Here is a 19,168-nt window from a genome sequence, read left to right on the forward strand (position 1 = left end):
TACGGTTGTTCTCCCCGTAACACTGCCACGCCTCTTCTCATTCCGAGACACCCGGTCCGATCCGCGAGACGATTTCGTCCCAGTAGCCGGGCAGCGAGTGGAATGGCGTGCTTTGTCCCGGGCCCCCCGGGCGGTCGGTGAAGAAGATCGTCCCGGCCCCCTGCCAGCGGGCGATCCGCAGGGCCTCCTCCAGGTGGGTGCGGGGCACGCCGTGCACCAGGTGGACGAACTTCGCCTCCGTGTACTCGGCCGTCCACTCCGCCACCTGCGACCAGCGGTAGTCCGCCCAGGCACCCGAGAAGGTCACCAGCTGGTCGGCGGCCTCGGCGTAGCCGGGGTGGGGGTGGGTGCCGAGGCCGAGGACCAGGTGGGCCTCGCCGCCGAGGATCGCCTCCAGGGTCGCGGTGACCCGGCGCACGCCGGCCAGGTCCGCCCGGTCCGCCGGACAGCGGTCCAGGTAGTAGCCGTCCACCTTGTACCAGTCGACGAAGCGGTGCGCGTCCGAGACCAGCTCGCCGAACGGACGGGAGCCGTGGGCGGCGTCCAGGTGTCCGAGGACCCGGACGCCGGCGTTGCGGAGGCGGCCCGCCGCCTCCAGGCAGTGCGGGTCCGGGCGGCTGCCCGGACCGTCCGCGACGTTGAGCACGGCCCAGTGCACCGGGGTGCCGGGGCGGGTCAGTTCGCCCCATTCGACCGGGGCGAGGAGCGGGTGGGCGTAGCCGGGCACGCCCACCCCGAGGGCCTCCTTCACGGCCCCGGTGGTCGCCGTCAGATGCGACACGCCGCCTCCATCCAGATGTCGGCGAGCGACTCCTCCAGGTTGATCCGGGGCCGCCAGCCGAGCCGGTCGCGGGCGGTCCGCACGTCGGCCTGCTGCCAGGGGCCGCAGCCGTCGGGGTACGGGTAGGGCGTGGCGGCCAGCTGGTCGGCGATGGTCCCCTCGGTGCGGGGGGCGCCGATCATCGGGCGCTGCGGCATGCCGTGCGGGGCGTCCAGTTCGTTCAGGTTGCCGGCGTACCCGGCGACCCGGGCGAGGACGGCGGCGGCGTCCCGGAGGCGGACCGCGCGGCCGGTGCCGATGTTGACGACGCCCTGGGCGGCGGAGAGCGAGGCGGCGTGCACGGCCCGCGCCACGTCCCGGACGTCGACGAAGTCCCGCTGCACGCCGAGGCCGCTGAGCTTGAGCTCGCCGTCGCCGGCCTGCATGGCCCGGCGCATGGCCTCGGCGAGCCGGCCGAGCGGGGAGCCGGCGGGGGTGCCGGGGCCGACCGGTGAGAAGACGCGGAGGACGACGGCGTCGAGGCCGGAGCCGAGCACGAGTTCGGTCGCGGCGAGCTTCGACACGCCGTACGGGCCTCCGGGGCGGGGCACGGCGTCCTCGGCGGTGGAGGAGCCGGGCTGGCTGGGCCCGTACTCCGAGGCGCAGCCGACCTGGACGAGGCGGGCTCCGCAGCCGCTGCGGCGGAGGGCCTCGCAGACGGTGGCGACGGCGACGGTGTTGTGCCGGGTGAGGTCGCGGGCCCCGCCCCGGGTGGCTCCGGCGCAGTTGACGACGACCCCGGGGTGGACGGCGTCGAGGAACCGGGTCAGCGCGCCCGGGCTGCCGGAGGCCAGGTCGAAGCGCACGTCGGCGTCGTCGCCCCGGCCGAGGGCGGTGAGGTGGACCGCCGGGTCGGCGAGGAGCCGGTCGGCGACGAAGCGGCCGATGAAGCCGTTGGCTCCGAGCAGTAGCACCCTCATCGTGCGGCCCCTTCGTGCCGACCGGCCGTTGCTTGGGCTTGCGGGATCATGGTCTTCGGTCTCCTTGCGGGGTGATGAGAGGGGTGACGGGACGCGCCCGCGGCGTCGGCTCCGCGGGTGCGACGGGGTTTCTCGGAGGGAGGCTCGGCGGGGTGGCGGTTGCTGGGGTCGCCCGGCCTCCGCCCCGGGGTGCGGTGGGTTCTCACGGCGGTTCTCGCGGGGTCCTCACGGGGTGGCGTGGGCCGAGGCCCGGGAGAGGGAGCCGGTCGCGTGGGCCAGCAGGCCGAGCGCGGCGGCGCCGCAGACGAGGGTGGGGACGACCCCGGGGCCCCAGGTGTCGACGGCGGCCCGCACGGGGGCGGCGAGCGCGTCGAAGCCGGGGACGGGGACGCGGGCGGCGAGGACGCTCGTGAGGGCGAGCGCCTCGGCGGCACCGGCGGCGGCGAGGGCGGCCGAGGCCTTCTCGGGGAAGCCGTGGACGGTGAGGAGTCGGGCGAGCAGCAGGAGCGCGCCGAGGGCGAGGGCCCCGGAGCTGAACCCGGTGAGCGCCAGGAGCAGGGTGAGGGCGAGGAGCGGGAGGGCGACGGTGCCGAGGAGCAGCGGGCGGATCCCGGCGGCGAAGTCGGCGAGGCCCCGGCTGTCGCCGATGCGGCGGCGGGCCCGGGCGGCGAAGAGCCGGGCGGACCAGGCGGCGGGCGCGACGGCGACGGCGAGGGCGAGGACGGGTCCGGGGGTCAGGTCCCAGGGGCCGTCGGGGCCGCCGCTGAGCACCTGGGTGAGGAGTCCGTCGCCGCAGACCGCGTAGGCCGCGAGCCAGCCGGTCCAGAGCCCCGCGGCGGGCACGCCGCCGCCGTCGGGGGCGCGGAGCGGTCCGCGCCGGACGGCGAGGAGGAGTGCGGCGGTGAGCAGCAGGGCGCCGGTGGCGCCGACGGCGAGGCGCAGCGGGCCGTGGGTGGTGGCGAGTCCGATGCCGGTGAGCGCGGCGGCCGCGCCGGGGGCGAGGGCGGGGAGCAGCCGGCCGTCGGTGTCCGCGCGCGGGGCTGCGGAGGGTGCGGCGGGCTCACCGTCCCGGGGCACGCGCGCGTAGAGCTCCTCGGCCAGCGAGAACACGTCGCGGTGCCGGAAGCGGGCGGCGGTCCGGTCGGTGAAGCCCTGGGCCTCCAGTCCGGCGGCGATCTCCAGCGGGTCGACGGCGCGGGCGCAGAGCTCCCGGTGCCGGTGCATGAGGACCTTGACGGGGTCGGCGGTGCCGCGCCGGGGGCGGGCGGCCGGGTGCGCGGCCGGGGTGACCGGCGGGTCGCCCGCCGCGGCGGGCGGCGCGGCGGATCCGGCCGGGCCGGGGGCATCGGCGGCGGGCGCGGCGTCGGTCGTCTCCTCCGGGGCTATCCCGGACGGCGGTCCCTCCACGGTCTCCTCGGGGGCGGGCGCGTCGAGGACGCCACCGGGCCGGGGGGTGAGTGCGGGGGTTCCGAGGAGGGCTTCGGAGCGGGCGTCCCAGGCTCCGGGGCTCGTCGGGGCGGCGGAGCCGCGCATGGGGGTGTCTCCTTCAGGCATCGGGGGCTCCCGTCCCGGCGGCCACGCCCTTGTGCGCCCAGCTGCCCGGTACGTGTGCCTCCGCGGGATGGGCGAAGAGCACGCCGTCCCCGGGGCGGTGGCGCACCGGCGCGTGGGAGAGGAGTTCGAGGTAGATGCCGCGGAACGCGGCGAGGTTCTGTTCGACGGTGAAGAGTTCGAGGGCGCGGGCGCGGGCGGCGGCGCCGAGCCGGTGGCGGCGCTCGGGTTCGCGGAGCAGCGCGAGGCAGGCGTCGGCGAGTGCCCGGGGGTTGCGCGGCGGGACGACGAGGCCGGTGCCGCCGATGATCTCGACGACGGCGCCGACGTCGGTCGAGACCGTGGCCCGGCCGCAGAACATGGCCTCGACGAGGCTCGCGGGGAAGCCCTCGACGACGCTGGACAGCACGACGACCGCGCCGGAGGCGTAGGTGTCCTCCAGGGTGGGCGCCTCGGGGCCGCCGAGTTCCTCGAAGGCGACGGGGTTCTCGCCGACGGCGTGCGCGCCGGCCGCCTCGTCGGGGAAGAGCTGGGCGGCGAGTGCCCTGATGTGGGCGAGGTAGGCGCCGGAGCCCGGGTCGCGGGCGGGTACGGCGACGATCCTCAGCCGGGCGTCGGGCTGCCGCGCCCGGATCTCGGCGAAGGCGTGCAGGAGGGCGATGAGGTCCTTGACGGGTTCGACCCGGCCGACCCAGACGAGGGTGGCGGGGTCGCCGCTCTCCTCGTCCTCGCCGACCTCGGCGAAACGGTCGGCCGCCATGCCGGGGTGGACGGTGCGGATCCGGGCGCGGTCGGCGCCGCATCTCTCCTGCCAGCGGCGGGTGTGGGCGTTGCCGGGGGTGAGGAGGGCGGCCTGGCCGTAGACCTCGGCGGCGAGCCTGCCGTGGAGGGCGGCGAGCAGGGTGCGCAGGGGCGCGGTGCGGTCGGCGCCGGCGGGCGACAGGTAGTGGGAGCGGAGCTGGACGCCGTACTCGGTGACGAGCAGCGGGGTGCCGAAGAAGCGTTTGGCCAGCAGGCCGGGGAGGGCGGTGGTGCCGCCGGCGGCGGCATGGCAGAGGTCGGCCGCGCCGAGCGCGTCCTCCTGGTACCAGTCGAGGGAGAGGGGGCGCAGGGTGCGTGCGAGGTGTTCGGCGAAGGCGAGGTGGTCGGGGAGTCCCGCGGCGGCGGCGCCGCGGCGGGCGCCGGGTGCCCGGCAGGCGGCTTCGAGGGCGCGGACGGCGTCGTCGGAGCGGAGCGCGCCGGAGAGGCCGCCACGTTCGCGGGCGAGTTCGGCGAGTGCGTAGAGGCCCTCGGCGAAGGCGGTGCCGGGCGGGGTTCCGTCCGGTCCGGGCGCGGTCCCGCCTGCCGGGCCCCGACCGGTCTCGGCGGCGTCGGCGCAGACGCCCAGCGCCAGCTGGTGGTAGGCCTCGGTGAAGCGGCGCCGTTCGCGCCGTCCGTAGGCGCGGCGGGCGGCGCGGGGCCCGCTCAGGGCGGCGCGTTCGCGGGGGCCGCCGGACGCCGACCCCGTGTCGGGGCCGCTCGGCGGGGCGGTGCGTGCGACGCGGGCGTTCGGGGGGAGCGGCCGGGCGGTGCCGGTCCCGCCGAGGGCGTAGAGGTCGAACTGGTGCTGTCCGAGTCCGCGTACGAGCCGCTCGCACCAGAGTCCGGACTCACCGGCGGCGTACGGGTAGCCACCCTCCGTGAGCAGTCCGATCCGCACGCGTGCACCCCCGATCTCCCTTGACGACGGCCACCGTTGGTCCGGCGACTGGCAGCGGGAAGAACGTAAGCGGAGACACCGGGGGTGCGACGGACGGTTGTCCGTCGCACCACCGGAAGGGGTGAATGCACGTAACTTTCCCTCCCCGGTAGCGTTCTGTCGCGCTAGGCGTCAGAACGGTCACGGAGGGTCAGGCGGCGGCCATTTCCCGCCGTCCCGCGCGGCGCCGTTCGCGGGCGTCCGCGGCGCGCGCCGGGTCGAGCGAGGGGACGGCGGCGAGCAGTTCCCGGGTGTACGGGTCCCGGGGTGCGCCGTACACCTCGGCGACCGTGCCCTGTTCGACGATCCGGCCCGCCCGCATGACGGCGACCCGGTCGCTGACTTGGCGGACGACGGCGAGGTCGTGGGCGATGAAGACCAGCCCCAGGCCGAGCTCCGCCTGGAGTTCGGCGAGCAGGGCGGTCACCTGGGCCTGGGTGGTGACGTCGAGGGCGGAGACCGGTTCGTCGCAGACGACGATCCGGGGTTCGGCGGCGAGGGCGCGGGCGATGCCGACGCGCTGGCGCTGGCCGCCGCTGAACTCGTGCGGGTAGGCCTCGTACCGGTCGGGGTCGAGCCCCACCCGGTCGAGCAGTTCCCGGACGCGGCCCCGGATCCGGGTCTCGTCCCGCTCCCCCGCCACCCGCAGCGGGTCGGCGATCGACTCGCCGACGGAGCGGCGCGGGTTGAGGGAGGCGACCGGGTCCTGGAAGACCATCTGGAGCTCGCGGCGGTAGGGGCGCAGTTCCCGCTCGGACAGGGCGCCGATGTCCGTCCCGTCGTAGCGGAGCCGGCCGGCGGTGGGGTCGAGGAGCCGCACCAGCATGCGTCCGAGGGTGGTCTTGCCGCTGCCGGACTCCCCGACGACGCCGAGGGTCTCGCCCGCGTGGAGGGTGAGCGAGGCGCCCTCCACGGCGGTCACCGCCCGGGGCCCCCGCCCGAACACCTTCCGCAGGTCCTGCACGTCGAGGAGCGGCCGTCCCCGCGTCGAGGCGGGCTCCCGCACGGGCCCGTCCAGCCGAGGCACCGCCGCGAGCAGCCTCCGGGTGTACGGCTCCGCCGGGGCGCCCAGCACCCGTCCCACGGGGCCGCGTTCGACCTCGCGGCCGTCCCGCATGACGAGCACCTCGTCGACGCTCTCGGCGGCGACGCCCACGTCGTGGGTGACGAGCAGCAGCGCCGTTCCCGTCTCGCGCCGCAGTTCGTGCAGCAGGTCGAGGATCTGGGCCTGCACGGTGACGTCGAGGGCGGTGGTCGGTTCGTCGGCGACGAGGAGGCGGGGCTCGCAGGCGAGGGCCGTCGCGAGCAGGGCCCGCTGACGCATGCCGCCGCTGAACTCGTGCGGGCGGGACCGGGAGCGGCGGGCCGCGTCGGGGATGCCGACCCGGTCGAGGACCTGGACGGCGCGGGCGCGGGCGGCCCGGCGCGTGCCGCCGGCGTGGACGCGGTACACCTCGGCGATCTGGTCGCCGACGGCGTAGTAGGGGTCGAGGGCGGACAGCGGGTCCTGGAAGACCATGGCGGCGACTCCGCCGCGCAGCCGCCGCAGTTCGCCCGGCCCCGCCGTGGCCACGTCGATGCCGCCGACCCGCACGGTCCCCCCGACCCGTGCCCCGGTCCCGCGGTGGAGACCGAGGAGGGCTCCGGCGACCGTGGACTTGCCGCTGCCGGACTCGCCGACGAGGGCGAGGGCGCGCCCTTCGCCGAGGGTGAGGGAGAGCCCGTCGACGGCTCGGACGGGGGCGCCGTTCCGTGCGAACTCGACCGTGAGGTCCTGCACTTCGACGAGCGGCGGGGTCATGTGAGGACCACCCTTCGGTCGGCGGCCGCGTAGAGCAGGTCCGCGAGGACGTTGGCGAGGACGACGAACGTGCCCGTCACCATGACCACGCCCACCACCACGGGCAGGTCGATCGCGCGCACCCCGTCGATGAGGGTCTTGCCGAGTCCGGGGATGCCGAAGAGGGACTCGGTGAGCACCGCCCCGCCGAACATGGAGCCGAGGTCGACGGCGCTGACCGCGACGACGGGCGGGACGGCGCCGCGCAGCGCGTGGCGGGTGACGACGGACCGCTCCGCGACCCCGTAGGCGCGGAAGGTGCGGATGTGGTCCTCGGCGAGCGTCTCCAGTGTGGCGCTCCGGGTGAGCCGGGCGTACTTGGCGGATTCGAAGAGGCCGAGGGTGAGCCAGGGCAGCAGCATGTTCCAGGCCCACTGCTCGGGGTCCTCGCCGAGCGGCACGTAGCTGGGGAAGGGCAGCCACTGGAGGTAGGCGCAGACGGCCATGAGGAGGAGCAGGCCGAGGATGAAGACGGGGGTGCCGGTCCCGGCGAGGGTGAGCAGGGTCAGCAGACGCTCGGTGGTGCCGCCCCGGCGCAGCGCGGAGAGCAGTCCGGTGCCGACGCCGATGACGAGCCAGACGGCCATGGCGCCGAGGGTGAGGGACGCGGTGGCGGGGAGCCGCTCCAGGACGAGTGCGGTGACCTGCTGGTCGCTCTGGTAGGAGAGGCCGAGGCAGGGCGCGTCGCAGTGCACGACGGAGGTGCCGGTGGAGTAGTCGCGGCCGGTGAGGACGCCCTGGAGGAAGTGCAGGTACTGGACGGGCATGCTGTCGTCCAGGCCGAGTTGCTCGCGGACCTGGGCGATCTGCTGCGGGTTGCAGCGTTCGCCGCAGGCGAGCCGCGCGGGGTCGCCGGGCGCCAGGTAGAACAGCGCGTAGACGAGGACCGACAGCGCCAGCAGGACGAGCGCGGCACCCGCGAGCCGCTTGAGGACGAAGCGGGTCATCAGGAGGTCTCCTTGCGGGTGCCGACCCGCAGCCGGGCGGCCTCGCGGGGGTCGAGGGCCGTGCGCACGGCGTCGCCGAGGACGGTGAAGGCGAGCACGGTGACGAAGAGCAGTCCCGCGGGCAGCAGGACGTACGCCGGGTCGGCGCGGAACCAGGTCTGGGCGGTCGACAGCATCTGCCCCCAGGACGGGGTGGGCGGGGTGACGCCCACGCCGAGGAAGGACAGGGAGGCCTCGACGACGATGTTGGTGGGGACGAGGATCGCCGCGTAGGTGATGACGGGGGCGGCGAGGGAGGGCAGGAGTTCGCGGCGGGCGGTCCGCCACGGTCCGGAGCCGGCGAGCCGCGAGGCGGCGACGAAGTCGAGGCTGCGCAGGGTGAGGGTCTGGGCGCGGACGATCCGCGAGGTCCCGGCCCAGCCGAGGAGGCCGATGACGAGGACCAGCAGCAGGGGCCGGGGGAAGCCGCGTGGCACGACGGCGGTCAGGGCGACGGCGAGGACGAGCATCGGGAGGGCGACGAGGACGTCGGTGAGCCGGCCGAGGACGCCGTCGGCCCAGCGGCCGCCGAGCCCGGCGGCGAGACCGACGAGGACGCCGACGAGGACCTGGACGACGGTCGCGCCGACGGCGACGAGCAGCGAGATCCGGGCTCCGTACAGGAGGCGGACGAAGAGGTCGCGGCCGGTGCCGGGCTCGACGCCGAGCCAGTGGTCGGCGCTCGCCCCGCCGAGGGCCCCGAACGGGACGCCGCCGCGGGCCGAGTCGACGAGGTCGTCGTGGTACGTGTGGGGGTCCTGGCCCTCCAGGGCGGCGAACAGCGGCGCGCCGACGGCGAGGACGACGAGCAGGAGGAGGACGGCCGCGGAGACGAGGGCGGCGGGGCGGGTGCGGAGCCGTCGCCACACCTGCCGGGCGGCGCCCGCGGCGGGGAGGCCCGCCGCGGGCGCCGTCGTGTCGGTCGGAGCGGTCACTTGACCGCGACCTGCGAGACGTCGAGGACGCCGGTCCAGTCGCTGATGACGACGTTCTTGACGTTCTTGCCGACCAGCCGCTTGTAGACGGGGTGGAAGAGCGGCACGTCGAGCGCCTGCTCGCCGATCTTCTTGTCGAGCGCGCCCCAGCGGGCGGCGGCGGCCTTGAGGTCGGTCAGCTTGTTGATCTCGTCGATCTCCCGGTTGACCGCCGGGTCGTTCAGCTGGGCGTGGTTGTAGTTGGAGCCGTTGGCGACGATCTGCCGTCCGTCGAAGATCGGCGCGAGGAAGGGTCCGCCGGCGGGCCAGTCGGCGCCCCAGCGGGAGAGGAAGAAGCCGGGGGCGTCCTTGACGCTCCAGCGCTTCTCGTTGAAGGAGTTGGGCTCCTGGCCGTCGAGCTCGACCGTGATGCCGGCCTTGCCGAGGGCCTCCTGGACGGCGGTGGCGATCTCGGGGCTCGTGGTGCGGTTCTGGGCGGTGGAGTGCAGCAGGGTGACGGTGAGCCCGTCGGGGTGGCCGGCCTCCTTCAGGAGCTGCCTGGCCTTCGCCGGGTCGCCGGTCTTCCCGGCCGGGAAGTGGTCGTACGGCGTGTGGCCGAAGGCCTTCTGCTCGGGCAGGAAGGTGGTGGCGGGCTCGGCGAGCGCGGAGCCGCCGGCCGCGTTGACGACGCTGGTGCGGTTGATCGCGTACGAGATCGCCTGGCGGACCTTGGGGTTGTCGAAGGGCTTCACCTTGGGGTTGAAGGCGATGTAGTTGGTGAAGCCGAAGTGGCCGGTGCCGACGCGGGCGGCGAGGGCCTTGTCGGAGCCCACCTGGGCGAGCTCGGCCGGGCCGAGGTTGGTGTCGGTGGTGATCGCGGAGGCGTCGGGGCCGGAGGAGGTGGCGAGGCGCTGGTTGATGACGGCCTCGTCGAGACCGGACCGGACGTCGATCCTGTCCGGGTAGGCCTTGCGCTCCTGGTCGGTGGCGGGGTCCCAGTGCTCGTTGCGCTCCAGGGTGAGGCGCTCGCCGTCGTTCTCGTTCCTGACGACCTTGTACGGGCCGGAGGAGACGGGGTGCTCCTCGTACGTGGCGCCGGTGTCCTTGGCCTTCGGGACCGGGGTGAACTGGGTCTGGGTGGCGACGAAGGGGAACTCGCCCTCGGGCTTCCTCAGCTTGAAGACGAGGGTGCGGGCGTCGGGGGTGACGATGGACGCGAGGCCCTTCTTGTCCTTGTAGGGGCCCTGGTACGTGTCCCCGCCGACGAGCCAGTCGCGCAGGTAGGGGGCGCCGCCGGAGAGCTCGGCGGCGAAGGAGCGCTCGATGCCGTACTTGACGTCGGCGCTGGTGATGGGCGTGCCGTCCTCGAACTTCAGGCCCTCCTTCAGCGTGTACGTCCACTCGGTGGCGTCCTTGTTGGGGCGGCCGGTGTCGGTGGCGAGGTCGGGGACGACCTGGGTGCCGGCGGCGCCCGCCTCGCGGTTGCGGGTGGTGAGCGTGCGGAAGACGAGCGAGGGGACGTTGCCGCCGCCGGAGGTGTAGAGGCGGGCGGGGTCGAAGTCGGTCTGGGCCTCGGAGTTGAGGACGGTGAGGGTGCCGCCCTTCTGCGGGGCGCTCGCGGCCTTGCCGGAGGTGCCGCCCGCGGCGCCGGTGTCCTCGGGTCCGGTGCAGGCGGTGACGCCCAGGGTCAGGACGAGACCGGCGGCGGTCGCCGCCACGCGGCGGGGGACGACGGACGAGTGACGCATCGGAGAAAGCCTCTCGGAGAACTGCGGTCGGGGAGAAGGGAGTTCCCCGCAGTCAGCGGCGAGCGGCGGCATTCGGGAGGAATGGCCGGGCAAGGGAGATGCAACGAGGGGAGCCGCGCCTGCGGGAAAGGGGGACCCGGGCGCGGGAAACCGTCGGAATCGCGGGAGAGAGGCGGCTGACGGGGCGCTCGGGCCGGGGGTACCGCCCGGGCCGTCGGACCCGGGGGGGGTGTCAGCTACAGAGAACGTCGGCGACGCAGTGCCCGGCCACGCCGATGAGCGCCAGCTCGAAGGCGGCGCGATCGGAGACGACGTGACGGGGCGACATGCCGAGAAATATGAACGAACGCGCGAACGATGTCAACGCGATGCGATCATTCCTGAGACGCCCGTCTCGGCATGTGATCACCGGAGGATGAGGGGCCGCCTCAACTTCCGGGATAGACCCAGGGGTTGGGGCGGCACTTGATTCCGCCGATGTCCAGCGACTTCGTCTGCTGCTGCATCACGGGGGCGAGGGCGCCCTCGGTGCCGCAGTTCACATGGCCGTGCCCGAGCCGGTGCCCGACCTCGTGGTTGATGAGCATCTGGCGGTAGGCGAACATCGCCTTGGGGCCGAAGGTCTCCGAACCCTGCGCCCACCGGTACGCGTTGATCATCACCCGGTCCGTCTGGGCCGAGTCGCAGGACACGTTCTCGGCCAGGGTGTCGAGTCCGGACTTGGCGCACCAGACGCCGGTGGTGCCGGGACTGGCCAGCGTGATGACGAACTGGGGCTCTCCGCTGGAGACGCGCTCGAAGGTCATCTCGCCCTTGCCGGCCCAGCTGCGACGGTCGTTGAGGGTCTTGAAGACCGTCGTGGCGAAGAGGTTCTGGTCGAGGCCGAGCCCCTCCTCGACGTCGATCCGGTAGCGGACCAGGTTCCCCTTGCCGGGGGCCTTCTGGAAGCCGGGCACGGCCTTGAACGTGCCGTTCCCCTTGAGCTTCGGGTCGATCGGGAACTGGCGGGCGATGAGCTGCTCGTACGTGGGCGGCGGCTTGGCGGCCGCGGAGGGCGCGTTCGACGGGACGGCCCGCTGGTCGGAGCGGGACGCGGAGTCGTCCGAGGGCCGCTCGCCCGGCTGCTCGACGGCGTGGGCGGTGCCCGGCGCCTCGTCCTGCTCGGCGACCTGTCCGGTGACGACGACGGCGAGGACGGTGGCGACGGCGGCGGCCGCGACACCGGTGAGGGTGCGGCCGAGGCCGCCCCGGGCGGCCTGCTCGTCGGCCTCGGTCCCGGTCTCGTGACGGGGACCCGGGACGATCGGCGCCTTGGCGGCGTCCTCTTCGGCCTCGGCGGGGCGGGGGGCGCCGGTCCGCGGGGCGTACGGCCGGGGGGCGGTGCCCTCCTCGTGCTGCGGGTGCCCGCCGCGGACGGATCCCCCGTAGACGGGGACGCCGTGCGCGGGGGTACCGAGGGCCGCGTGCGAGCCGGTGTCGTGGACCCCTCCGCCGTAGGAGGGGGTGCCGTGCGCGGGCGTGCCGTACACGGGGGTGCCGTGCGCGGGGGTCCCGTACATCGGCGTGCCGTGCGCGGGCGTCCCCGTCGGGTCCTGGCCCGCGGGCCTGCGGCGGCGTCCGGTGCCGCCCTGCGGTGGGCGGGCGGCCTGCGGGGCCGGGGCCGCGGCACGCGCGACCGCCGGTTGCTGCCCGGTGTCGGCCACCGAGGGCGCGGCGCCCTTGCGACTGTGTCGTCCCACGCCCCGGATCAGCTCCCGCCGTGATCGGCGATCAGGTCCCGGGCGGCCTGCGCGACCGTCTCGGGGTACTCCATCATCGCCACGTGCCCCGCCTCGGGCAGGGTCAGCAGGCGGGAGCCGCGGAACGCCGCGGCCGCCTTGCGGGCCATCCGGTACGAGACGAGCTGGTCGCGCCCACCGTAGACGAGGAGCGTCGGCGCGAGAACCCGTTCGGCCTGACGCCACAGGCCGTGCTGGCCGCCGAGCGTGTACGCGTCGACGATCCCGCGCGCGGAGCGGGCCATGACCTCCCAGAAGTAGGGGAGCTCCAGGCGCCGCTCCATCTCCTCCACCGCGTACCGCAGACCCTCGTCGGTGACCCGGCCGGGGTCGCCGTAACAGAGGGAGAGGACACCGCGGACGCGCTGCTCGGGCGTCCAGTTCCTCGTGAGCCGCGCGAAGGCGGAGGCGACTCCGGGCACCGCGAGCAGCGCCGTGGGCCAGGCCGAGCGCTGGGCGCGCAGCTCGGGCAGCGCGGGCGAGACGAGGGTGAGGGTGCGGACCAGGTCGGGCCGGGCCGCGGCGACGCGGGTGGCGACGGCGCCGCCCAGCGAGTTGCCGAAGAGGTGGACCGGGCCGCGCCCGCGGGAGTCGAGCAGCCGGATGACGGCGCGCGCGTGCGCGGTCACGGAGTAGCTGCCGTCGTCGGGCGGCGGCGAGTCGCCGAAGCCCGGCAGGTCGACCGCCTCGCCGTCGACGACGTCCGCGAGCAGCGGCATCAGCGCGGACCAGTTCTGCGAGGAACCGCCGAGGCCGTGCACGTACAGGGCGGGCGGCAGGCCGGGTTCGGCGCCGGGCCGGGCGCGCACGGTGAGGGTGAGTCCGGGCAGCGAGACGGAGCGGAGCTCCTCGCCGTCGGCGACCCGGACGGCGCGCACGGGGCGCGGCGAGGAGGGCGCGGCGGCGGTCCGGGTTTCCGGCAGCTCGGTCGACGACATGGCCGCAATATTACGAGACGATCACGCACGCGGGCGTGTGGGTGCCGTCACAGGTGCGTGTGCGGCGAGGCGCGTCTGCTCCTAGGCTCGAAGGGAGGGCCATCGGAGAGGACCGCGACCCCCGTGGCGGAGGGAACCGCATGACTGTCGATCCGACCGATCCGGACACATTCGCCGAGGAAGAGGACGTCGTGCTGGACGAGGAGACCCCGGAGGCCGACGCCGCCGAGCAGCACACGGAACTGCAGCAGCGGGAGGACGAGCGGCTCACCCACGTGGAGCGCGACACGGCGAACGAGGCGGACTCGTCGGAGCAGGCTCGGGTCGTCGCCGTGGACGAGGACGACTACCGCTGAGCGGACGACTCCCGCTGATTTGTTCGGTTTAATCTTGAATCGACTGTCGACCCGAACGTCCGGTCCGTGAAATTCTGCGTCCGCACCGCGCACAGCCGGGTTACCCAAAAGTACGATGGCGGCGCGCGCGACAGCGTGCATGGATCGATTCTTGGGAGGCCGCGTGAGCGCCATCGAGCAGACAGAGGCAGCACGCCCTCGGGGCACGCGCCTGCCGCGACGTGCCCGACGGAACCAGCTCCTCGGAGCCGCCCAGGAGGTCTTCGTCGCCCAGGGGTACCACTCGGCCGCGATGGACGACATCGCCGAGCGCGCGGGCGTCAGCAAGCCGGTCCTCTACCAGCACTTCCCCGGGAAGCTGGAGCTGTACCTCGCCCTGCTCGACCAGCACTGCGAGTCCCTCCTCCTGGCGGTGCGCACGGCCCTCGCCTCCACCACCGACAACAAGCTCCGCGTCGCGGCCACGATGGACGCCTACTTCGCGTACGTCGAGGACGAGGGCGGCGCCTTCCGGCTGGTCTTCGAGTCCGACCTGACCAACGAGCCCGCCGTGCGCGAGCGCGTGGACCGGGTCAGCCTGCAGTGCGCCGAGGCCATCTCGGACGTCATCGCCGAGGACACCGGCCTCTCCAAGGACGAGTCGATGCTGCTCGCCGTGGGCCTCGGCGGCGTCTCGCAGGTCGTCGCCCGCTACTGGCTGTCGAGCGGGTCCGCCATCCCGCGCGACAAGGCGGTGGGACTGCTGACCTCGCTGGCCTGGCGGGGCATCGCCGGCTTCCCGCTGCACGCGGTGGACGGCCAGCTCAGCGCCGAGGGCCACTGACCGTTCCCGCCCTCTGTTCGCTCCTGGCGTGCGGCGACTGAGCCGTACCCGTCCCCTCACCGGGCTAATGTGTGCAGCGTACGGCGCGGTAGTCCGCGCAACGCTGACCGTTCGGAGGGACATAGCCGTGGAGGTCAAGATCGGCGTGCAGCACGCACCCCGGGAGATCGTTCTGGAGAGCGGGCAGTCCGCCGAGGAGGTCGAGCGCGCCGTGGCCGACGCGCTGGCCGGCAAGGCGCAGCTGCTCAGCCTCTCGGACGAGAAGGGCCGCAAGATCCTCGTGCCGGCCGAGAAGATCGCGTACGTGGAGCTCGGCGAGCCCGCCGTGCGTCGCGTGGGCTTCGGCGCTCTCTGAGCCCGGGATCTGACGGGAGGGGCCCGGTGGACCGTTCGGTCCGCCGGGCCCTTCGCCGTACGGGTCCGCCCGGGGTCGCGCCGCGCCCGCGGCTGCCCGAACGACCACGTCAGGGGGTACGGGATGATTGCGTTCCGGGGCACTTGGGTAGGTACGCGTACGACCGCAACACCCGCCCCGCACCCCCCGCGAGGTGATTCGCTGTGCTCCTGGAAGCCCTCGGCTCCGCCCTCCTCGGCTTCGCCCTGGCCTGGGCCGCCGTGCACCGGCTGCCCGACCGCCTCCCCGTCCGGGCGAGGGTCCTGATCACCGGCACGCTCGGCGCCGTCTTCGGCGCGCTCGTCACGCACGGGGCACTCGGCCCCGGCCACTTCCTCGCCACGCTCGTCGGAGCGGTGGCGGTGGCGGCGGTGCTGCTCTCCCTGCTGATCCGGCCCGCCTCGCGCAGGCTGCGGCGATCAGCGGCGGCGTGAACAGCGCCGCACACCCCTCCCCCGTACGCGCGGCTCCGCGCCGGCGTACGGGAGCGCGTCCGTACGGTAGGACTCAGGCGGCCAGGCCGAGCGCGGCCATGCGCTTGGTGTGGGCCTCGGTGATCCGGGAGAACATCCGGCCGACCTCGGCCAGGTCGAACCCGTCCGCGACACCCCCGACCAGCATCGTCGACAGCGCGTCGCGCTCGGCGACCACCCGCTGCGCCTGCGAGAGCGCCTCGCCCATCAGGCGGCGCGCCCAGAGCGCGAGCCGGCCGCCGACGCGCGGGTCGGCGTCGATCGCGGCACGGACCTTCTCCACGGCGAAGTTCCCGTGGCCGGTGTCGTCGAGCACGGAGACGACGAGCCCGCGGGTGTCGGAGTCCAGGCGGGCCGCGACCTCGCGGTAGAAGTCGCTGGCGATCGAGTCGCCGACGTACGCCTTGACCAGGCCCTCCAGCCAGTCCGACGGCGCGGTCTGGCGGTGGAAGTCGTCGAGCGCCTTGGCGAAGGGCTCCATGGCCTCGGTGGGCTCGGCGTCGACGGCGGCGAGGCGGTCGCGCAGCCGCTCGAAGTGGTGGAACTCGGCGGAGGCCATCTTCGCCAGCTCCGCCTTGTCCGCGAGGGTCGGCGCCAGCTTGGCGTCCTCGGCGAGCCGTTCGAAGGCCGCGAGCTCTCCGTAGGCGAGGGCGCCGAGGAGGTCGATCACGGCGGCGCGGTACTGCGGCTCGGCGGAAGCCGTCGCCCAGTCCTTGGCTGCGATCCCGGTCGGTGTGGCGTTGTCAGGCGTCTCCATGGAGCGCACAATAGCCCGCTCGGACCCCCCCGTAAGGCGCTGGTCAGTCAGTGTGACCGTGCCCTCATCACCATTTCTCCCAACACACATGCGCGAATCCGGGGTACAGTGATAAGGCGCCCGCCGAGTATGCGGACATGCTTTCGCACGTTCGGACGTATGCGGTGGGCCGACTCATGAATGAGGATGCCCGGTCGGTGGCCCGATCGGCTCCGGCCCGACAGCCCTTCCGGCGGACCCGCGGAAGGGTCACCTCAGCGGTACGACGCTCGAGCGACGGCAGTGGTCCCGTGCCACCCGGCAGCGATCCCCCGGATCGCGCCGGCAGTTCCCGGCACGGTACGACCCCCTTCGTTCGCCTCGCACCGCGTCCACAGAAGAGGCAGCACCCTGACTACGACTTTCCGAGACCTCGGAATCCTTCCCGAGACGGCCGAATCGCTTGAGGCCGTCGGCATCGTCAACCCCTTCCCCATCCAGGAGATGACCCTCCCGGTCGCCCTCACCGGCACCGACGTCATCGGCCAGGCCAAGACCGGCACGGGCAAGACCCTCGGCTTCGGTCTGCCCATCCTGGAGCGCGTCACCGTCCCGCTGGACGTCGAGGCAGGCCGGGCGAAGCCCGAGCAGCTGACCGACGCCCCGCAGGCGCTCGTCGTCGTCCCCACCCGCGAGCTGTGCCAGCAGGTCACCAACGACCTGCTCACCGCCGGCAAGGTGCGGAACGTCCGCGTGCTCGCCATCTACGGCGGCCGGGCGTACGAGCCCCAGGTCGAGGCGCTGAAGAAGGGCGTCGACGTCGTCGTCGGCACCCCCGGCCGCCTGCTCGACCTGGCCGGCCAGCGCAAGCTCGACCTGTCCCACGTCAAGGTCCTCGTCCTGGACGAGGCCGACGAGATGCTCGACCTGGGCTTCCTGCCCGACGTCGAGAAGATCATCAACATGCTTCCGGCGAAGCGCCAGACCATGCTCTTCTCGGCGACCATGCCGGGCGCGGTCATCGGCCTGGCCCGCCGCTACATGTCGCAGCCGACGCACATCCGCGCCACCTCGCCCGACGGCGAGGGCGCGACCGTCGCCAACATCAAGCAGCACGTCTACCGCGCGCACAACATGGACAAGCCGGAGATGGTCGCCCGCATCCTGCAGGCCAACGGCCGCGGGCTCGCGATGATCTTCTGCCGCACCAAGCGCACGGCGGCCGACATCGCCGAGCAGCTGGAGCGCCGCGGCTTCGCCTCCGGGGCCGTCCACGGCGACCTCGGCCAGGGCGCCCGCGAGCAGGCGCTGCGCGCCTTCCGCAACGGCAAGGTCGACGTGCTCGTCTGCACCGACGTCGCGGCCCGCGGCATCGACGTCGAGGGCGTCACCCACGTCATCAACTACCAGTCGCCCGAGGACGAGAAGACCTTCCTCCACCGCGTGGGCCGCACCGGTCGCGCGGGCGCCAAGGGCACCGCGGTGACCCTGGTCGACTGGGACGACATCCCGCGCTGGCAGCTCATCAACAAGGCCCTCGAGCTGGACTTCCACGAGCCGGTGGAGACGTACTCCTCGTCCCCGCACCTCTACGAGGAGCTGGACATCCCGGCGGGCACCAAGGGCATCCTGCCCCGCGCCGAGCGGACCCGCGCGGGTCTGGGCGCGGAGGAGCTGGAGGACCTGGGCGAGCCCGGCGGGCGCCGTGGCCGCGGCCCGAAGAACGACCGGACCGAGGAGCGCCCGGAGCGGACGCGGACCCCGCGTCAGCGCCGGCGCACCCGTGGCGGCGAGCTTGGCGACGCGGCGGCCCCGGCCGCCGAGGCCGCGCCGGTGACGGACGAGGCGAAGACCGAGTCCGGCCCGCGCACCCCGCGTCGCCGCCGCCGCACCCGCGTCGGCGCCCCCGGCTCCGCGCCGCAGGCCCAGGCCCAGGCGCAGGACGCCGTGTCGGCTCCGGCCGCGCCGGCCGCCGAGACCGAGCGGAAGGCTCCGGCCGCCCGGACCGTGGTCGAGACGGCCGCTCCGGCGCCGGTGGCCGAGGCCCCCGCCGCCGAGGCCCCGGCCGAGCCGAAGGCCCCGCGCCGCCGCAGCCGTACCGCGGCCCGTCCGGAGGCCGTGCGCACCGCGCCCGCCGCCCCGGCCGCCGCCGTCAAGGAGTCGGCTCCGGCCCCGCGCCGTCGCCGGCCCCGCGTCCTCCCGGTCGAGGACACCGTGTCGTTCCAGACGGTCGAGACGGCCGCGGCCGCCCTGCGCGCCGCGAAGGCCGTCGAGGCGCCCGTCGCCGCCCCGGTCGTCGAGGTCGCGGTCGCCGAGGAGCCGAAGAAGGCCCCCCGTCGCCGCACCGCGAAGAAGGCCGTGGCGGAGCCGGTGGCCGCCGCCGTCGTCGCCGCTCCCGCGGTGGCCGAGCCGGTCGCGGCGGTCGTCGCCGCTCCGGTGGAGGCCGAGCCCGTGGCGCCGGTCGTCGAGGCCGCGGCCGTGGTCACGGCCGAGGTGCCCGCGCCGCGCCGCCGTCGTGTGGTGCGGAAGGCCGCCGGTTCGCCGGTGACCTCCGCCCCGGTCGTCGAGCCCGTCGTCGAGCCGGCGCCCGCGCCGGTCGTCGAGGAGCCGAAGGCGCCGGTCCGCCGCCGTGTGGTCCGCAAGGCCGCCGGTTCGCCGGCCTCGTCGACCGCGGCCGCGACCGTGATCGTCACGAACCCGGTCGCCAAGGCCCCGGCGATCGTCGTCGAGACCGCCCCGGCTCCCGTGGTGGTCGAGGCCGCCCCGGTCGCCGACGCCCCGGTCGAGGAGCCGAAGAAGGCCCCCCGCCGCCGTACGACGAAGAAGGCCGTCGCGGAGCCGGTCGCCGAGGCCCCGGCCGCCGAGGAGGCCCCCAAGGCCCCGCGCCGCCGGGCCGCCAAGAAGGCCGTCGCGGCCGAGGCGCCCGACGCCTCGGAGCCGAAGGCGCCGACCCGTCGCCGTACGACGAAGAAGGCCGTCGCGGAGCCGGTCGCCGAGGCCCCGGCCGAGGAGGCCCCCAAGGCCCCGCGCCGCCGCACCACGAAGAAGGCGGCGGCCGCTCAGCCCGAGAGCTGATCCCGCCCGCCCTCCACGACCGAGGCCCGGCCCCTCTTCGGGGGCCGGGCCTCGGTCCGTCCGGAGGCGGACGCCCGG

17 protein-coding genes are annotated in these 19,168 nt (G+C 74.7%); 5 read left to right on the forward strand and 12 right to left on the reverse strand.

What is annotated here, in order from left to right; all coding sequences use genetic code 11:
• Window positions 1-37: 37 nt before the first annotated feature.
• The 11 genes from ACY0MR_RS13220 to ACY0MR_RS13270 all read right to left on the reverse strand — a co-directional run bounded on the left by ACY0MR_RS13220 (window position 38) and on the right by ACY0MR_RS13270 (window position 13,233).
• Complete coding sequence (locus ACY0MR_RS13220) at window positions 38-781, reverse strand: spherulation-specific family 4 protein (protein WP_361852494.1); 744 nt, start codon at window positions 779-781, stop codon at window positions 38-40.
• On the reverse strand, window positions 769-1,740 hold the full coding sequence (locus ACY0MR_RS13225; RefSeq protein ID WP_388793264.1) for an NAD-dependent epimerase/dehydratase family protein: 972 nt from the start codon (window positions 1,738-1,740) through the stop codon (window positions 769-771). The genes ACY0MR_RS13220 and ACY0MR_RS13225 overlap by 13 nt, the downstream gene beginning before the upstream one ends.
• 225 nt (window positions 1,741-1,965) lie before the next feature.
• Window positions 1,966-3,273: a hypothetical protein gene (locus ACY0MR_RS13230; RefSeq protein WP_473560842.1), complete on the reverse strand. Its 1,308-nt coding sequence runs from the start codon at window positions 3,271-3,273 to the stop codon at window positions 1,966-1,968.
• A 13-nt stretch (window positions 3,274-3,286) separates the two neighbouring features.
• Window positions 3,287-4,990, reverse strand: coding sequence for a glycosyltransferase (locus ACY0MR_RS13235; RefSeq protein WP_473560844.1), 1,704 nt, complete (start codon window positions 4,988-4,990; stop codon window positions 3,287-3,289).
• Window positions 4,991-5,180: 190 nt separating this feature from the next.
• Window positions 5,181-6,830, reverse strand: coding sequence for a dipeptide ABC transporter ATP-binding protein (locus tag ACY0MR_RS13240; RefSeq protein ID WP_473560846.1), 1,650 nt, complete (start codon window positions 6,828-6,830; stop codon window positions 5,181-5,183).
• Window positions 6,827-7,816 (reverse strand): ABC transporter permease, encoded by a 990-nt coding sequence (locus ACY0MR_RS13245; protein ID WP_388793256.1) that lies wholly within the window; start codon window positions 7,814-7,816, stop codon window positions 6,827-6,829. Before ACY0MR_RS13245 ends, ACY0MR_RS13240 begins: the two co-directional genes overlap by 4 nt.
• On the reverse strand, window positions 7,816-8,790 hold the full coding sequence (locus tag ACY0MR_RS13250; protein ID WP_473560848.1) for an ABC transporter permease: 975 nt from the start codon (window positions 8,788-8,790) through the stop codon (window positions 7,816-7,818). Before ACY0MR_RS13250 ends, ACY0MR_RS13245 begins: the two co-directional genes overlap by 1 nt.
• Entirely contained in the window at window positions 8,787-10,517 is a 1,731-nt protein-coding gene (locus ACY0MR_RS13255) for an ABC transporter substrate-binding protein (RefSeq protein WP_473560850.1), read from the reverse strand. Before ACY0MR_RS13255 ends, ACY0MR_RS13250 begins: the two co-directional genes overlap by 4 nt.
• A gap of 232 nt (window positions 10,518-10,749) precedes the next feature.
• On the reverse strand, window positions 10,750-10,845 hold the full coding sequence (locus ACY0MR_RS13260; RefSeq protein WP_388793252.1) for an Ms4533A family Cys-rich leader peptide: 96 nt from the start codon (window positions 10,843-10,845) through the stop codon (window positions 10,750-10,752).
• Between the two features lie 100 nt (window positions 10,846-10,945).
• Window positions 10,946-12,256 (reverse strand): DUF3152 domain-containing protein, encoded by a 1,311-nt coding sequence (locus tag ACY0MR_RS13265; RefSeq protein WP_473560852.1) that lies wholly within the window; start codon window positions 12,254-12,256, stop codon window positions 10,946-10,948.
• Between the two features lie 8 nt (window positions 12,257-12,264).
• Window positions 12,265-13,233 carry an alpha/beta fold hydrolase gene (locus ACY0MR_RS13270; RefSeq protein WP_392862090.1) on the reverse strand — a complete coding sequence of 323 codons (969 nt, stop codon included), beginning with the start codon at window positions 13,231-13,233 and terminating at the stop codon, window positions 12,265-12,267.
• Between the two features lie 140 nt (window positions 13,234-13,373).
• On the opposite strand from ACY0MR_RS13270, the gene ACY0MR_RS13275 reads away from it, so the two are divergent.
• From ACY0MR_RS13275 to ACY0MR_RS13290, 4 genes are all read left to right on the forward strand, one after another.
• Window positions 13,374-13,589, forward strand: coding sequence for a hypothetical protein (locus tag ACY0MR_RS13275; RefSeq protein WP_388793246.1), 216 nt, complete (start codon window positions 13,374-13,376; stop codon window positions 13,587-13,589).
• Between the two features lie 163 nt (window positions 13,590-13,752).
• Window positions 13,753-14,412, forward strand: coding sequence for a TetR/AcrR family transcriptional regulator (locus tag ACY0MR_RS13280; RefSeq protein WP_030320731.1), 660 nt, complete (start codon window positions 13,753-13,755; stop codon window positions 14,410-14,412).
• Window positions 14,413-14,539: 127 nt separating this feature from the next.
• Window positions 14,540-14,767 carry a DUF3107 domain-containing protein gene (locus ACY0MR_RS13285; RefSeq protein ID WP_187284102.1) on the forward strand — a complete coding sequence of 76 codons (228 nt, stop codon included), beginning with the start codon at window positions 14,540-14,542 and terminating at the stop codon, window positions 14,765-14,767.
• A gap of 203 nt (window positions 14,768-14,970) precedes the next feature.
• Window positions 14,971-15,240, forward strand: a complete 270-nt coding sequence (locus ACY0MR_RS13290) for a hypothetical protein (RefSeq protein WP_361861635.1) — start codon at window positions 14,971-14,973, stop codon at window positions 15,238-15,240.
• A gap of 73 nt (window positions 15,241-15,313) precedes the next feature.
• On the opposite strand, the gene ACY0MR_RS13295 is transcribed toward ACY0MR_RS13290, so the two are convergent.
• Window positions 15,314-16,036, reverse strand: a complete 723-nt coding sequence (locus ACY0MR_RS13295) for a ferritin-like fold-containing protein (protein WP_361861638.1) — start codon at window positions 16,034-16,036, stop codon at window positions 15,314-15,316.
• Between the two features lie 483 nt (window positions 16,037-16,519).
• On the opposite strand from ACY0MR_RS13295, the gene ACY0MR_RS13300 reads away from it, so the two are divergent.
• Window positions 16,520-19,090 (forward strand): DEAD/DEAH box helicase, encoded by a 2,571-nt coding sequence (locus ACY0MR_RS13300; protein ID WP_473560856.1) that lies wholly within the window; start codon window positions 16,520-16,522, stop codon window positions 19,088-19,090.
• Window positions 19,091-19,168 lie beyond the last annotated feature (78 nt).

The sequence above is a fragment of the Streptomyces sp. JN8 genome (assembly GCF_055808075.1).

Coding starts and splice junctions, on each gene's coding strand:
- ACY0MR_RS13240 (WP_473560846.1), bottom strand. CDS start 6,830: ATGACCCCGCCGCTCGTCGAAGTGCAGGACCTCACGGTCGAGTTCGCA.
- ACY0MR_RS13225 (WP_388793264.1), bottom strand. CDS start 1,740: ATGAGGGTGCTACTGCTCGGAGCCAACGGCTTCATCGGCCGCTTCGTC.
- ACY0MR_RS13230 (WP_473560842.1), bottom strand. CDS start 3,273: ATGCGCGGCTCCGCCGCCCCGACGAGCCCCGGAGCCTGGGACGCCCGC.
- ACY0MR_RS13245 (WP_388793256.1), bottom strand. CDS start 7,816: ATGACCCGCTTCGTCCTCAAGCGGCTCGCGGGTGCCGCGCTCGTCCTG.
- ACY0MR_RS13260 (WP_388793252.1), bottom strand. CDS start 10,845: ATGTCGCCCCGTCACGTCGTCTCCGATCGCGCCGCCTTCGAGCTGGCG.
- ACY0MR_RS13275 (WP_388793246.1), top strand. CDS start 13,374: ATGACTGTCGATCCGACCGATCCGGACACATTCGCCGAGGAAGAGGAC.
- ACY0MR_RS13295 (WP_361861638.1), bottom strand. CDS start 16,036: ATGGAGACGCCTGACAACGCCACACCGACCGGGATCGCAGCCAAGGAC.
- ACY0MR_RS13255 (WP_473560850.1), bottom strand. CDS start 10,517: ATGCGTCACTCGTCCGTCGTCCCCCGCCGCGTGGCGGCGACCGCCGCC.
- ACY0MR_RS13300 (WP_473560856.1), top strand. CDS start 16,520: ATGACCCTCCCGGTCGCCCTCACCGGCACCGACGTCATCGGCCAGGCC.
- ACY0MR_RS13270 (WP_392862090.1), bottom strand. CDS start 13,233: ATGTCGTCGACCGAGCTGCCGGAAACCCGGACCGCCGCCGCGCCCTCC.